Source organism: Cyclonatronum proteinivorum (assembly GCF_003353065.1).
GTDB lineage: Bacteria > Bacteroidota > Rhodothermia > Balneolales > Cyclonatronaceae > Cyclonatronum > Cyclonatronum proteinivorum.
The window spans coordinates 3,212,451-3,227,797 of sequence record NZ_CP027806.1; the positions used below are offsets into that span (position 1 = coordinate 3,212,451).

At 54.2% G+C, this 15,347-nt stretch carries 10 protein-coding genes; 8 read left to right on the plus strand and 2 right to left on the minus strand.

The annotated features are described in order from the left end of the window. Positions 1 to 62 precede the first annotated feature (62 nt). The 8 genes from CYPRO_RS12245 (at position 63) to CYPRO_RS12280 (ending at position 9,351) form a co-directional block, all read left to right on the plus strand. Entirely contained in the window at positions 63 to 1,190 is a 1,128-nt protein-coding gene (locus CYPRO_RS12245) for a glycosyltransferase family 4 protein (RefSeq protein ID WP_114984885.1), read from the plus strand. Positions 1,191 to 1,196: 6 nt separating this feature from the next. Next, positions 1,197 to 1,988 carry a polysaccharide deacetylase family protein gene (locus CYPRO_RS12250; RefSeq protein WP_114984886.1) on the plus strand — a complete coding sequence of 264 codons (792 nt, stop codon included), beginning with the start codon at positions 1,197 to 1,199 and terminating at the stop codon, positions 1,986 to 1,988. Then, positions 1,985 to 2,911, plus strand: a complete 927-nt coding sequence (locus tag CYPRO_RS12255; protein ID WP_114984887.1) for a methionyl-tRNA formyltransferase — start codon at positions 1,985 to 1,987, stop codon at positions 2,909 to 2,911. Before CYPRO_RS12250 ends, CYPRO_RS12255 begins: the two co-directional genes overlap by 4 nt. A gap of 4 nt (positions 2,912 to 2,915) precedes the next feature. Then, positions 2,916 to 3,575 carry a sugar transferase gene (locus CYPRO_RS12260; RefSeq protein WP_114984888.1) on the plus strand — a complete coding sequence of 220 codons (660 nt, stop codon included), beginning with the start codon at positions 2,916 to 2,918 and terminating at the stop codon, positions 3,573 to 3,575. Positions 3,576 to 4,080: 505 nt separating this feature from the next. Beyond that, positions 4,081 to 5,355: an oligosaccharide flippase family protein gene (locus CYPRO_RS12265; RefSeq protein WP_114984889.1), complete on the plus strand. Its 1,275-nt coding sequence runs from the start codon at positions 4,081 to 4,083 to the stop codon at positions 5,353 to 5,355. A gap of 537 nt (positions 5,356 to 5,892) precedes the next feature. Next, positions 5,893 to 6,726 (plus strand): aldolase/citrate lyase family protein, encoded by an 834-nt coding sequence (locus CYPRO_RS12270; RefSeq protein ID WP_114984890.1) that lies wholly within the window; start codon positions 5,893 to 5,895, stop codon positions 6,724 to 6,726. Positions 6,727 to 7,084: 358 nt separating this feature from the next. After that, positions 7,085 to 8,002 (plus strand): D-2-hydroxyacid dehydrogenase, encoded by a 918-nt coding sequence (locus CYPRO_RS12275; protein WP_124245613.1) that lies wholly within the window; start codon positions 7,085 to 7,087, stop codon positions 8,000 to 8,002. Positions 8,003 to 8,007: 5 nt separating this feature from the next. Continuing rightward, positions 8,008 to 9,351, plus strand: a complete 1,344-nt coding sequence (locus tag CYPRO_RS12280; protein WP_114984892.1) for a nucleotidyltransferase family protein — start codon at positions 8,008 to 8,010, stop codon at positions 9,349 to 9,351. A 3,506-nt stretch (positions 9,352 to 12,857) separates the two neighbouring features. Here the strand turns inward: CYPRO_RS12280 and mltG are convergent. Together mltG and CYPRO_RS12295 are read right to left on the minus strand one after the other, a co-directional pair. Next, complete coding sequence (gene mltG / locus CYPRO_RS12290; protein WP_114984894.1) at positions 12,858 to 13,913, minus strand: endolytic transglycosylase MltG; 1,056 nt, start codon at positions 13,911 to 13,913, stop codon at positions 12,858 to 12,860. Positions 13,914 to 14,156: 243 nt separating this feature from the next. Next, positions 14,157 to 15,326: a DegT/DnrJ/EryC1/StrS family aminotransferase gene (locus tag CYPRO_RS12295; RefSeq protein ID WP_114984895.1), complete on the minus strand. Its 1,170-nt coding sequence runs from the start codon at positions 15,324 to 15,326 to the stop codon at positions 14,157 to 14,159. Between the last annotated feature and the right edge of the window lie 21 nt (positions 15,327 to 15,347).

Here is a 15,347-nt window from a genome sequence, read left to right on the forward strand (position 1 = left end):
ATCTCTATTGTTTCATCCCTCGTATGCGCCTTATTAACGCCTGCTTTCTCAGGCCGTAGCTGATGAAAAAAGTCCTTTTTATAGCGGCCAACGCCCGCTCGCTGATTGCAAACCGCGGCGACCTGATCCGGGAACTGACATCCCGCGGGCATCAGGTTCATGCCCTGATACCGGATTACGATTTTCTGCCGGAAGTGGAAGAACTTGGCATTAGCTGGGAGTTGATTCACCTCAGCAGAACCGGTGCTGATCCTTTTCGGGATTACCGCAGTTACCGCGAGCTGAAGCAAAAAATCAGGCAGTTTGGTCCAGACATCACCTATGGCTATTCCATAAAACCGGTCATCTACGGTGCGCTTGCGGCCCGGGCCTGCGGTGTAGCGGTCCGTGCTTCAATGATTACGGGCATGGGGTATCTGTTTACGGGTAATACCCTCAAACAGCGGCTGCTGCGGATTGCAGGGGCGTGGCTCTACCGTCAGGCCATGAAAGCCTCGACGACCATCTATTTTCAGAATCCGGATGATGTAGCCCTGTTTAAAAGTTTAGATATTATCCGAGCCAAAGAAGCATCCAAAATTGTGCGCACGAACGGTTCAGGCGTAAACATGGATCGTTTTTACGAAACGAGGCCGGTAAAGGAACCCGTTCGTTTTCTGGTTATTTCCCGGCTGCTGGAAGACAAAGGCATTCGCGAATTTGTACACGCTGCCCGGCTGCTGCATCATCGCTATCCCGAAGCGGCCTTTCAGGTTGTCGGCCCTCTTGACCTGAATCTGCCGCACGCCCTGCCCGAACGGGAGGTTGAAAGCTGGAAAGCGGAAGGACTGGTTGACTTCACCGGCGGGGTGAAGGATGTGCGGCCGTACATCGAAAGCTGTTCCGTGTATGTGCTGCCTTCCTACCGCGAAGGCACGCCCCGCTCGGTGCTGGAAGCGATGGCGATGAAGCGGGCCATTATTACGACCGACACACCCGGCTGCCGCGAAACCGTGGAGCAGGAGGTAAACGGATTTCTGGTGCCCGTTAAGTCATCCGAAGCCCTTGCCGCTGCAATGGAGCAGTTCCTGCAGCAGCCGCAGCTCATTGATCGCATGGCAGCCGAAAGCCTGCGTATATGCCGTGAGAAATATGATGTTACCAAGGTTAATCAGACCATTCTCGAAGGTCTCAAGCTACATACCGATTAGAAGCAGATGGAATTTACGTTCGAAGCCTACGAAACCGCCTTAAAAACCGCCTTATCCCGTTTTGAGCATATCCTCACGGCCATAGCCTTTGTATCGGCTGATGCCGGTGCGCTCGAAAACCGCAGCGTACTGATTCTCCGGCACGACTGTGAACGCGATCTCCGGAAAGCCCTTCGTATGGCTGAACTCGAGCAACGTTTGGGGATTTGTGCGACCTACTACATTCGGGTACACAGCGAATACTATAACCTGATGCAAGCGGAAGAACGGCAGCTTTTGCGGCAAATCGCTGACATGGGGCATGAAGTGAGCTTACACTACGAGCCGCAGTTTTATCACGGGGAACATCAGTCACTGATTGAAGGCATTGAGCGGGACCGCGCCGTACTCCGGGATATTCTGGGTCCGGACGCTGCACTTACAACCATGTCACCCCATCAGCCGACCCTGCGGACGCCCGACTTTGAAGCGCTGGCGCGCAGCGGCATTGTGGATGTTTATACACATCCAAGGTTCAAAGACCTGTCCTACTATTCCGACAGCGGCATGAAGTGGCGGGAGAAAACGCTGCAGCAGGCGGCAGAAACGGAAGTACGGTGTCAGTTTCTCATTCATCCGGATTTCTGGAATACGGTGCACACCGACTGGTTCACCAATCTGGATCAGCGGGTGGAGGCCTGTATCGGGGCGCTTCAGCAAACAGCTGCACACGAAAAGGAAGTCTGCCGGAACTACCTGAAAAACCGGGCAGCGCATGACGCAGCCTTTAAAAGTAAGGTTGGAGCAAGCCGGGCATGAAAATCTGCTTTCTCTCCACACAGGCTTTTTCCGTAAATACCCTTGCGCACCTCTGTGCAAGCGGCAAACATGACATTGTTGTTTGCGGCATAGACCCAGACACGGCGGCCCGCGCAAAGGTTTCCGGCTATGCTGACTACGCACCGGAAGCCCATAAGCTGGGGCTGCCGTACTACGCGGTTCATGCCTTTAACCTCTCGGATGCGCGGGATACGGCCTTTTTTGAATCCTCGGCCTTTGACGTCATCGTAGCTCTGGGCTGGAACCGCCTCATTCCGGACCGGCTGATCGAAAGTACGCGCTACGGCGTAATCGGCTCGCATAGCAGCCCGCATGCGCTTCCGTTTGGCCGCGGACGCTCTCCGGTCGTATGGAGTATTGTGCTGGGCTTTGCCCAAATTACAAGTCAGCTCTTTCGTATTGATTCCGGGGTTGATACGGGGGAAGTGCTCGCGAGCCGGGTCATTCCGATTGGACCGGAAGACAGCACGCAGATCCTGTACTACAAAATCGCCCTGGGGCATGCCCTGATGCTGGAAGAAGCCCTTGAAAACCTTAAAGCGAAACGCTATCTGCCGGCCTCGGGTCTGCCGGATCTGGTCTTGCCCAAGCGCGGACCGGCCGACGCCAACATTGACTGGCGGCATGCTGCGCAGCGCATTCACGACCTCGTACGTGCCGTGAGCCCGCCGTTTCACGGGGCCTTTTTTGGCTTGGGGGGCAAAAAATATGTCCTCACCCGTTCCAAAGTCTGGGACGGTCTCTCCGCGTCCGGGAAACCGGGCGAGGTGATCGCGGGCTTTCCGGATGGTGCCGCGCTGGTTGCGACAGGTCAGGGCTGTTTGCTGCTGCTGGAACACAACTGCGCGTTGCTCAAACGGGGCAGCATGCTCGAAAGCCTGATAACAGACACCAAAGCTTAACAGGGTGAAAGACCGTTTAAAACGCACCTTCGACCTCCTCTCCGCAAGTGCCGTCTTGCTGATCGTATCGCCCCTTATGGCCTGTATCGCCCTGTGGATCAAACTGGATAGTACGGGCCCCGTGCTGTTTCGTCAGCAGCGGATAGGCAGGGCACAGAACCCCTTTGAGGTGCTTAAATTCAGGACGATGGTTAACCGTAAGCCGGAAGAAATTGATCAGTTCGCCGAGGCCGTAGTGTCCGGTGAAGCAGACAGCCGGGTGACCCGCGCCGGACGCTTCTTACGCAGAACCTCTCTGGATGAGCTCCCGCAGCTTTGGAATATTGTACGGGGAGACATGTCAGTGGTCGGGCCGCGGCCCATCATCCCCGAGCAGCTTGCCGCCATTCGCGCGGAATACCTTTCGCGTTTTGAGGTAAAGCCCGGATTAACCGGTCTTTCACAAATCCGGGGGCGCCGCGACCTGGACTGGATTTTATGGCTTGAAGCCGACTGTGAATACGCGGCCCGCTATGGGTTCTGGTATGATTTGGGCATCATCCTCAAAACCGTTAAGGTGGTTTTTACCGGGTACGGACTCTACTCCGAAGGAAAAGGCAGAAACTGGCGTGAATTTGTGGTAAGCGGTCAGCCGGCAACAGGAGACCGTGCGGAAAGGCCATAATGTACCTTATTCACAATTAAACAGATTTTATTTGCTACATGTAAGTTTAAGTTTGGCTTAGTGAAAAACACCGGTAGCCCAAATTTGCGTGTGGTGCAGAGGCTGTGCACCGGGCGAAGCGATTCCCGCGAAGTGTACCGGGTGTAGCGATTCCCACGAAGTGCACCGAGCGAAGCGATTCCCGCGTAGTGTACCGAGCGTAGCGATTCCCACGAAGTTCACCGAGCGAAGCGATTCCCGCGCAGCGAAATCTCCCTGCCAACTACGCCTTGGCAGCAAGAAAACTTCCTGGTGAATAATGCCGGTTAAGCCTGCCGAAACAGAAGGGTAAAAAAGCCGCTTTTTAAGAATCAGGCAGGACCGGTTTCACTTTAGGTTCGACATTTAGGGTATGAAGTAGAAGCAACAACCATCCCTCTTCGGGCGGAATGGCCGTAGCCGGTACAGACAAAAATATCCGCCTGTGATATTGTCGCAATAACATTAAAACGACTGACAAGACAGATTGAAAAAAGGACTGTATGTGATTGTGCTGAAATCAGTTTACTCCGCATTAGGTGTGCTGATTTCCGTGGTATTGGCCCGGGCGCTGGAGCCTGAAGGATTTGGGATTTATGCCTACTTTTTTGCCATAGCAACGACCTGCGCGGTATTTGCACAGGCCGGACTTCCCGACCTTATGATACGCGAAAGCGCGCGCTGGCATACGCAGCAAGCCTGGGGCAGGCTCAGGGGACTGCTGCGCGGCTATAATTTCGTGGTCGTCGTTTTGTCCATGCTTATGACCCTGTTGCTGCTGCTGCTGCATGTTACAGGAGCCCTGCAGGTATCGGAAGGGCAAACGGGCGTCTATCTGCTGTCGCTGCTGCTCATCCCGACGGTAGCCCTGTCCGGACTGCGGGCGGCTGCGCTGAAAGGGCTGGGACATATATTTAAGGGGCTGTTTCCCGACTATATCATCAAGTCGGTTTTGTTTCTGCTCCTGATGGGGATTGTTTGGGTGAGCGGGGCAGGCGGGGCTTTCACGCCGGCAGATGCCATGCTGCTCTACGTCATAGCAGCGCTCTCTGCGTACCTGATTGGCGCGTATTTCCTCTTTAGGGAGCTGCCTGCAGCAGTACGGACTGTACAGGCGGTATACACGCCCAAAGCGTGGTTTAAAAGCGCGGTGCCGGTTGCTGTTTCTGACGGCATGAGTGTGCTGCATGTCAATATGGGCATCTTCCTGGTCGGTGCCCTGCTCTCAGCGGAAGATGTAGGCATTTTCAAGGTCGCCCTGCAGGCAAGTCTGTTTGCAGCTTTTGCCCTGAGCGGCATCAAGCTTTACCTTGCGCCGCGGTCGGCAAAACTGATCAGCGAAAATAAGCTGCCCGAACTGCAGGCTCTCGCGGTAAAGAGCGCCCGACTGGTCTTTTTGGCCTCCCTGCTGATCATTGCGGGTTTATGGCTGCTGGGACAATTCCTGCTGGGGCTGGTGTATGGGGAAGCTTATCTCCCGGCTTTTGTTCCCCTGCTTATCCTGGCAGCGGGACAAAGTATCGGGGCCTATTTTGGTGCTTCCGCAGATATTCTGATGATGGCAGGCTTTGAGAAATACATTGCCTGGGTGAAGGCTCTCGCGGTGCTCCTGAGTTTCGTGCTCGCCCTGCTCCTCATCCCTGCCGGCGGCATTGTTGGGGCTGCCCTTGCAAGTGCGCTCTCCTATGCCCTGTGGTGTCTGGCATTGGGAATACTGGTGCGCATAAAGGTGGGCATACGGGTAAGTGCCTTTGGTATATAGGGATGGTTCAGCCGTGATGGCCCCGGGTTCGTACAATTATATAAATAGGGTAACCATGATTATTCAGAACCCACATTATCTGCTGTCCGGTACGACAAATCCATCCGAAAAAGGGCGAGGGTAAAGGCTGCACATATTCTTTGTGCGGAGCGGTGTAGCTGAAAACGCCTGCTATACATACTGAAGCCCCTTTCGTGCGGGTTTATTCGCTTTTGCTCCGCCTGTAAAATAACTTAACGGACAGTCAGGGTGCTTACGTACCGGTCATACGCTTAGTTAAGCGTGCAGGTAATTTTTTATATTTTCAAGACAAAGGGCTGTATAGGACACCGTATATTATGCTTTGTAATAGAATGACTTATGCGTGGGGTGATGTACGACACAAACTTTTTTTTGCACCCTGATTCTGATTTATCGTGTGAAGCTTGGCTGACAATTTCGTACCTTTGAGGCCAAAATGCCCGCATGTTTGTAAGCGGTAAGCCATTTGCTGTATTTATAATGATGCTCATATTACGGAAGACTCTGATCATTTAGATGATATTTAAATATATAACCAATAAACCTGAACTCGCGAATTTTGCGGTTGGCTGTGGTGTGAACCGCATATTCGTAGATATGGAATATGTGGGCAAAGACAGGCGGCAGGGACATTTGAACGCACACCGCGCAACGCATACGATTGAAGATATTCAGCTTATGCGGGAGGCGATACCCGATACGGAGCTGATGGTGCGCGTGAATCCGGTCTATCCCGGAACACAAAATGAAGTGAACGGCGCTATTGAAGCAGGCGCTGATGTGATTATGCTGCCCATGTTTACGACAGCCGAGGAAGTCGGCTATGTCGCGGATCTCATAGACGGACGTGCGCGTTTTTGTCCGCTGCTCGAAACCCCGCAGGCCCTGGTGCGACTCGATGAAATACTTGAGCATCATGCCCGTATTGATGAAATGCATGTCGGCCTCAACGACCTGCACCTGGGATTAGGCCTCACCTTTATGTTTGAGGTGCTGACGGGCGGGCTTGTTGAACTGGCCGCGGATAAGATCAAGGCCAAAGGCATCCGCTTCGGTTTTGGCGGTATTGCGCGGATCGGGCAGGGTGCCGTTGCGGCAGAGCTGGTTTTGGGGGAACATGTACGGCTCGGGTCTGAAATGGTGATTTTATCCCGGACTTTTCACAAAAACTCCTCGCAGGTGCGGGAACTGGTGCAGCGGGTGAATATGAAAGAGGAAATTGATAAGCTCAAAAACTGCATCAACAGCTTCAAAGAAGCCCCCTATGAAACCCTGCTGGAAAACAAAGCGCGGCTCACGCATGCGGTGCGACAGCAGGTAGCCGAATTTCAGCGCGAAAAACAGTACTGACGGATCCCCGCAATGTGGCACCGATTGTAAATCGAGCCCTTTAGGTTGGTTCGAAATCATCCGCAGTATAATCCTCTAAGCTGTACAGGTGCTGCTTTAATCAAACGGAACCTGTTGTTTATGGGTATGTTGCGGGAATCCGCTACACCCCATCCCAATCCAACCCATTACCAAACTATTTGATCCGGCTCCAAGATCGCTGATGAAGGCACCCCGTTTCGATCTGTCGTGCTTCCATTCGTAAACCCATAGTGGTACAGCGCAGTTTTTTCTTTTTATATATCCACCGGCTCAACATCTACCCGAACCCATCCGAATCTGAAATATTTATCATCACAGCAACTTACGGAGTCTGCCCGTGTCTGAGAACGCCTTGTTTCTGCAAAAGCCGGAGCTGCTGCCCGCGCAACTGCCGCAGCTGAAAGCCCTCTTTGGGGAATTCCTGCCGCAGTACACCCCTTTCTTTGCAGGCCGTGCCGCGGAAGTTCCGACCGAGGTGCACTTTTCCCTGCTCATCAGCCCCTATTTGCCGTTACTGCCGGAAGTGATGCGCCGCATACCCAAACCCGCACAGCTGCATTTCACAAGTTCGGGTACAGATTTCCTGCCGCAGCTCCGCGAAGAAGCAGACCTCGACGGGATTCGCATTACGGCTTCTGCCGGCGTCAACGCGGTCAGCATAGCAGAGCACGCCCTGGGGTGTATGCTCACCTTCGCAAAAAACCTGCACCTGTACCGCGATCAGCAGCAGCAGCGGCTGTGGAAACGCTACTGGCATCAGGAAATCCGGGGACAGCACGTCTGCATCATCGGGATGGGACACATCGGCCGTGCACTTGCCGAACGCTGCCGCGCGATGGGCATGCAGGTCACCGGCTGTGTGCGAAGTCCGCGTGAGGAACCGCTGACCGATCAGCTCATCCTGTTCGAAGCGCTCGAAACCGCGCTGCCTGCCTTTGATTATGTGGTACTCTCACTACCGCTTACGCAGCACACCCGCGGGTTTTTCGGGCAAGCGTTGCTGACCCAGATGAAACCTGAAAGCGTGCTCATCAATGTGGCGCGGGGTGCTTTGCTGGATGAGGAAGCACTCACCGAAACCCTGCAGCAAAAGAAAATTAAAGGCGCGGCACTCGATGTTTTTTCGGAGGAACCGCTGCCCGACACCCATCCGTTCTGGGCTCTGTCCAATCTGCTGCTTACCCCGCACGTTGCCGGAACGACACAGCACTATATGCGGAATATGTTTGAAATCCTGGCCCGTCAACTGCCATAACGCCCTTGCTCTCCTACTACGCCGCCATTCTTACCGGACTTGTTGAAGCCCTCTTTTCGTTTCATTTTGAGGGACGACGACCGGATGAGCCGCTCCGGCTTTGCTTAGGCAGGTCAGGAAATGAGGCTGAAACTGAAGATGGAGCTGAAGGGGATGCTGAAAGTGACGTTGACCGCGGCTATGCGCTGCTGCATGATATCTTCATCAAAAACGGCACGGCGGGCATGGTCGCTACAGCGCTTGAGCACGGGCTGCTGGTTTTGGAAGGGGAGGAAGCCCTCATCACCCGCTTTCGCCGGGATTTGAACTATTTCTCCGGCTATTCCCGCTTCCGTGCCCTGCGTACACAGGTTGTGCAGGAATTTCTGGAAGCTGAGCTTCAGCGAATTTCCTGTCCCTATGTCATCCTGAAGGGACTTGCCATGAAGGCCCTCGGATATTATCCGGAAGCCTGGCTGCGGCTTTCCTCTGATATTGATTTGCTGGTAGAAAAAAAGCGGGTTTATGAGGTAGGAAATGCGATGCTGCGGGCAGGTTTTGTTCTGAATGAAAACCGCATGCTCAACTTTGTCGATTACAGCTGGCAGCGCAATGCGGAGGCTTTCGTGTTTACCAAAGATCAGGTAAGCGTAGAAGTCCATCACTCCCCGCACAACAACGCCTATCTGAAATGGGAGGACGCACATATTTGGGGTCAGCTGCCGCTGCCGGGTGGCACGCAGGACCCGGCCGTGCTATACGCGATGGAAAACGGCCGCTATGCCTTTGTGCCGGAACTGCTGCTGCTGCACTTGCTGACGCATTATTTCAAGCATATTCTGGGTGTTTACAGGAGTGAAGAGTCCCCGGGACATAAGTTTATTTGGGTGATAGATGTCTATGCCATCCTACGGCACGAGGAGCGCCCCTTAGACTGGAAGCGGCTAAAAGCTTTGGCGAAGGGACCATTCAACTGCTATGAACTCTGCCTGTTTGTGCTGGGCCTCGCCTGCAGCTTTTTTCCTTCGGTACGCACCCGCATCCCGGCAGACATACGCAGAGATATCGCCGCACTTCAGGAACAGGATGCCGCCGCCTTTGGCCTAACAGAAGCGGATTATCTGCACCTTGTGTGCCCCGACGCCGCAGATAATGAAGCCATGATGCGAAAAATGGAAGCCTATCCCCTCAGGCAGTTTTCGCCCATGCAAAAACGCCTCTACAAACTCACCAACCTGCTCCCCCCGCCCCGCGCCCTGCAGGTTCAGTACCCGTATGCCGGAAAAATGCGGCTGCCCCTGCTCTACGCCAAAAACGCAAAACACTTCATGCTGCAGCGCCTCCGGAAGAAAGAGGAGGGAGACAGCTGAGTGTTTTGACCGCAGACCGCAGACCGCTGACCGCAGACCGCAGACCGCGGGTTTGGACGGAGGACCGAGGACGGGGGACGGAAGACGGAAGACGTAAGACAATGGGAAACAGCAATATAGCGACGGCGAAGAACGCGCAAAATTCCCCTCTCGAGAGGGGTGCCCGGGTGAGCGCAGCGAACGGGCGGGGTGTGACGGGCACGAACCCCCGGCACGCCCCGAAAGGCCATGGCTCGCGATTTGGGGAAGGTACGCGAGGAATGGGACCGCAGTCGGCAGACCGCAGACCGCGGGTTTGGACGGAGGACCGAGGACGGGGGACGGAAGACGGAGGGAAGGGGCATAATAAGCACTGCGAAGAACGCGCAAAATTCCCCTCTCGAGAGGGGTGCCCCGGTGAGCGCAGCGAACGGGCGGGGTGTGACGGGCACGCCCCCCGGCACGTCCCGAAAGGCCATGGCTCGCGGTGTCGGGAAGGTACACGGAGAACGGGACCGCAAACCGCAGACCGCGGGGAAGACGAAATCTATACAGATTGCCTTTCCCCGCCTCCTCGCGTTTTGAACGGGATTTTTAGGATTACAGGATAAACAGGATTCTGCGAAATCAACCTCAAAGCCGCCCCTGACCTTTGTATCTACACAATCCCCGACACGGTCATCCCGAACACGTCTCATGTGGCACGATGACATCGAAGCCGCAGAAAACGGTCGCACCCCAATGCCTGAAAGAGCGGCATGTGAGGGATCTCCTTCACTGGAGTACGCCCCGATGGCGATGGGCCTCAGCTTTATCCTGCGCTTTTATGAATTACCGGACAGGTCTGCCGAAGGGGATCTCTCACATGATACTTTGACCGACTGCCGATATAGCTCGTATTGTCTCGTCTTTCATTGCTGCGTTGCCATTTTCCACTGTTCGAGATGACGCCGTGGGGTAGATTTTGAGATTCTAAGCTAAAATACCAGATCCTTCGACTCCGGCTCCGCTGCGCTTCACCTCCGCTCAGGATGACAGTTGCACTTCCTAAAATCCCGGCGCGGCCAGCCGCGCCGTTTGTCCCCACGCGTCCCTGTCATCCTGAGCGGAGCGCAGCGGAGTCGAAGGATCTCGTGGGATTAAAGACCGCAGACCGCAGACCGCGGGTTTAAACGCAGAACGTAAAACAATGGAAGACAGTAACATAGCGATGGCGAAGAACACGCAAAATTCCCCTCTTGATACGGGTGCCCGGGTGAGCGCAGCGAACGGGCGGGGTGTGACGGGCACGAACCCCCGGCACGCCCCGAAAGGCCATGGCTCACGGTGTCGGGAAGGTACGCGGAGAACGGGACCGCAAACGGCAGACCGCGGGGGAAGACAAAATCTACCCATACAGCCTTTCCCCGCCTCCTTGCGTTTTGAACAGGATTTTTAGGACTGTAGGATTATAGGATAAACAGGATTTTGTGAAATCAACCTCCAAGACGCCCCTGACCCTGTCTATTCACCCAATCCCCCGACACGGTCATCCCGAACACGTCTCATGTGGCACGGTGACATCGAAGCCGCAGAAAACGGTCGCACCCCTATGCCTGACAGGGCGGCATGTGAGGGATCTCCTTCGCTGGAATACGCCCCAATGGCGATGGCCTTCGGTTTTATCCTGCGCTTTTATGAATTACCAGACAGGTCTGCCGAAGGGGATCTCTCACATGATACTTTGACCGACTGCCGATATAGCTCGTATTGTCTCGGCTTTCATTGCTGCGTTGCCATTTTCCACTGTTCGAGATGACGCCGTGGGGTAGATTTTGAGATTCTAAGCTAAAATACCAGATCCTTCGACTCCGGCTCCGCTGCGCTTCACCTCCGCTCAGGATGACAGTTGCACTTCCTAAAATCCCGGCGCGGCCAGCCGCGCCGTTTGTCCCCACGCGTCCCTGTCATCCTGAGCGGAGCGCAGCGGAGTCGAAGGATCTCGTGGGATTAAAGACCGCAGACCGCAGACCGCGGGTTTAAACGCAGAACGTAAAACAATGGAAGACAGTAACATAGCGATGGCGAAGAACACGCAAAATTCCCCTCTTGATACGGGTGCCCGGGTGAGCGCAGCGAACGGGCGGGGTGTGACGGGCACGAACCCCCGGCACGCCCCGAAAGGCCATGGCTCACGGTGTCGGGAAGGTACGCGGAGAACGGGACCGCAAACGGCAGACCGCGGGGGAAGACAAAATCTACCCATACAGCCTTTCCCCGCCTCCTTGTGTTTTGAACAGTTTTTTTAGGATTACAGGATAAACAGGATTTTGTGAAATCAACCTCCAAGCCGCCCCTGACCCTGTCTATTCACCCAATCCCCCGACACGGTCATCCCGAACACGTCCCATGTGGCACGATGACATCGAAGCCGCAGAAAACGGTCGCACCCCAATGCCTGAAAGAGCGGCATGTGAGGGATCTCCTTCACTGGAGTACGCCCCAATGGCGATGGGCCTCAGCTTTATCCTGCGCTTTTATGAATTACCGGACAGGTCTGCCGAAGGGGATCTCTCACATGATACTTTGACCGACTGCCGATATAGCTCGTATTGTCTCGGCTTTCATTGCTGCGTTGCCATTTTCCACTGTTCGAGATGACGCCGTGGGGTAGATTTTGAGATTCTAAGCTAAAATACCAGATCCTTCGACTCCGGCTCCGCTGCGCTTCACCTCCGCTCAGGATAACAGTTGCACTTCCTAAAATCCCGGCGCGGCCAGCCGCGCCGTTTGTCCCCACGCGTCCCTGTCATCCTGAGCGAAGCGCAGCGGAGTCGAAGGATCTCGTGGGATTAAAGACCGCAGACCGCAGACCGCGGGTTTAAACGCAGAACGTAAAACAATGGAAGACAGTAACATAGCGATGGCGAAGAACACGCAAAATTCCCCTCTTGATACGGGTGCCCGGGTGAGCGCAGCGAACGGGCGGGGTGTGACGGGCACGAACCCCCGACACGTCCCGAAAGGCCATGGCTCGCGGTGTCGGGAAGGTACACGGAGAACGGGACCGCAAACGGCAGACCGCGGGGAAGACGAAATCTACCCATACAGCCTTTCCCCGCCTCCTTGTGTTTTGAACAGTTTTTTTAGGATTACAGGATAAACAGGATTTTGTGAAATCAACCTCCAAGACGCCCCTGACCCTGTCTATTCACCCAATCCCCCGACACGGTCATCCCGAACACGTCCCATGTGGCACGATGACATCGAAGCCGCAGAAAACGGTCGCACCCTAATGCCTGAAAGAGCGGCATGTGAGGGATCTCCTTCACTGGAGTACGCCCCAATGGCGGATGTCCCTCGGTTTTCCTGCTCGTTGAAGAATCTACAGAAAGTCCTGCTGCCCTAAGAAATCTCACACATGATACGTTGTCCGGCTGCCGAAGCAGAATATGTGGTTCGGGGTTTCGAATTCTGCGTTGTCATCCCCAGTAGTTTAGCATACCGCCTTTTTTCTTGACTCCTGCAAACAGCCAATCCTTCCAAACCTACTGCGCGGTTTGCTGTCTTTCCCGTTCCCTTGCCTGTCGGTCCTGTTCACGGAGCCAGCGGCGCCATTCCGCTACCGCCCGCTGATGTTCGGCATAGGTGCGCGTAAACCGGTGAAACCCTTCCGGAGTGGCAACCATGAATAGGTAAGCATGGTCTTCAGGCTGTAATGCTGCCCGAATAGCGCTCATGGCGGGGTTGGTGATGGGCCCGGGTGGTAATCCGTTAATCACATAAGTATTATAAGGATGCTGAAAGCGGTAATCGGCAACCCGAAGCCTTCCGCGTCTGCCGAGGGCATAGTTGACCGTTGGATCTGCCTGCAGGCGCATACGCCGGTTCAGTCGATTGGTGTATAATCCGGCAATGGTGGGTTTTTCCACCGCATGCATGGCTTCCAGCTCAACAATGGAAGCAAGGGTAAGAATCTGCTCAAGATCCAGCCGATGTGCTTCGATCAGATCGGCAAGCGGTGCCGTTGCACGGTCAAACTCGCTGATCATTCTGCGTACAAAGGCTTCGGGACCGGTTGTCCAGAAAATTTCGTAGGTGTTGGGAAGCATCCGGCCAAACAGCTGATGCGGCTGCAGCTGAAGCTCTTCCTGAATAAACAGCGTATCCTGCATAACGCTTCGAAGGGCATCCGCGTCGAAACGCAGCTGATTCGATACCCGGCGGTAAAACATTTCGTAAGTCTGTCCGGCATGAATCACGACGCGTACCGGGTCTTCTTCTCCCCTGTTAATACGACCAAGCAGCGCATCATAGCCTGAGGCACCATCCAGCACGTAACGACCTGGGCGGAACGTGCGGTAACGGCGGCGGTCTGCCACCCAGCTGAGCTCATTTTCATCAAAGCGCACCCCTGCCAGGCGCAGGGATTCGGTCAGCTCTGTCAGATCCTGCTGCTCGTACAACAGAATGACGGCTTGCTGCTCTGCTTCTGTCACGAATGCGTCCGATTTATTAAAGCGATTTTGCCGCTCAAACCAGCTCAGCAAAAATGACAGAGCCGCTAAGAAAAAGAGAAGGGGTACAAAAATGCGTAACTGCATGAATAGTATCAGAATATTTCGCTTCAGAAAATCAGGAACAATTGGTCTGTTTCAGCAACAAACCTTCATTCTTAAAAGATAAGTTTCTTTTTCCAAAAAATTCGCTTACCCGGTTGGAAGGCCAGGGGTGAAACGCGACGGTTAAGGCCATCCCCAACTGTACGAATGAACAATTGGCAGCAGTCCGAAAAGCGAGCCTGCTTAATTTCACCACCCTGCGGGTTCTGCGGCTTTGTTTCCGGTTTACCCAAGCAGGGCTTTTTTCAGCGCAGCTACTACCTGTTCCTGCGTATTCATGGTCATAAGCGGCCAAAGGGGTAACGAGAAGACTTCGCTGGCAAACTGTTCACTCACCGGCATTGACGGGTATTGCCCGCTGTAAACAGGTAGCTGATGCAGGGGCACAGGATAATACACCATACAGTTAACCCCGAGGACCTTCAGCCGGGCGACGAGTTCATCGCGGGTTATGCGTGCGCTGTTCTTTTGAAGCCTGACCGTGTACTGATGGAAAACGTGTCCCGGTACGATTTCAGGCAGAACAAGCCGCTCAGGACTCAGACCTTCCTGCTTGAGCATCATGTCATAGAGCTGCGCAGCTGTCCGCCGTCCGTTATTCCAACGGTCAACATGCGGCAGTTTTACGTTTAGCACGGCCGCCTGAATGGTGTCAAGGCGGGAATTATAGCCTATAAGCTGATTATAATATTTTTTTTCAGCACCATGTACGTGCAGCTTTCGTGCAATCGCGGCAAGGCTGTCACTGTTGGTCGTAATCAGGCCGCCGTCACCAAAAGCGCCAAGGTTTTTTGAGGGAAAGAATGAAAATGCGCCCATATCTCCAAGAGCTCCGGTTTTGAGGCCGGCTGCCTTTTCGCGGGTAGCTGCTTCACAGGTGCAACCGGCACACTGAGCCTGATAGGTTGCCCCAAATGACTGCGCACAATCTTCCAGCACAGCGAGCTTGTGCTTTTGGGCTATCTCCAGAATTTGCCCCATATTTGCCGGTCGGCCGTATAAATGTACCGGAATGATGGCCTTTGTACGTGGGGTGATGCGGGCTTCTACTTTTGCAGGGTCAATATTAAAGGTTTTCTCATCCACGTCGGCGAAAACAACTTCAGCACCCAGCACAGATACGGACTCTGCGCTGGCAAAAAATGAAAAAGGTGTCGTAATCACTTCGTCTCCCGGACCTATCCCAAGCGCGCGCAGCGATATTACAAGTGCATCAGTGCCTGAATTAACCCCTATGGCATGTTTCACACCAAGATAGGAAGCAACCTGCCTTTCAAAATCCCTGACTTCCGGCCCGTTTATAAACCGGGCTTCCTTAAGGACCCGATAGATCTCCTTTTCAATTTCGAATTTAATCTCATCAATTTCAGGTGCTAAATCTAATGGGGGAATCATATTATTTGAGCGATTGGTGCG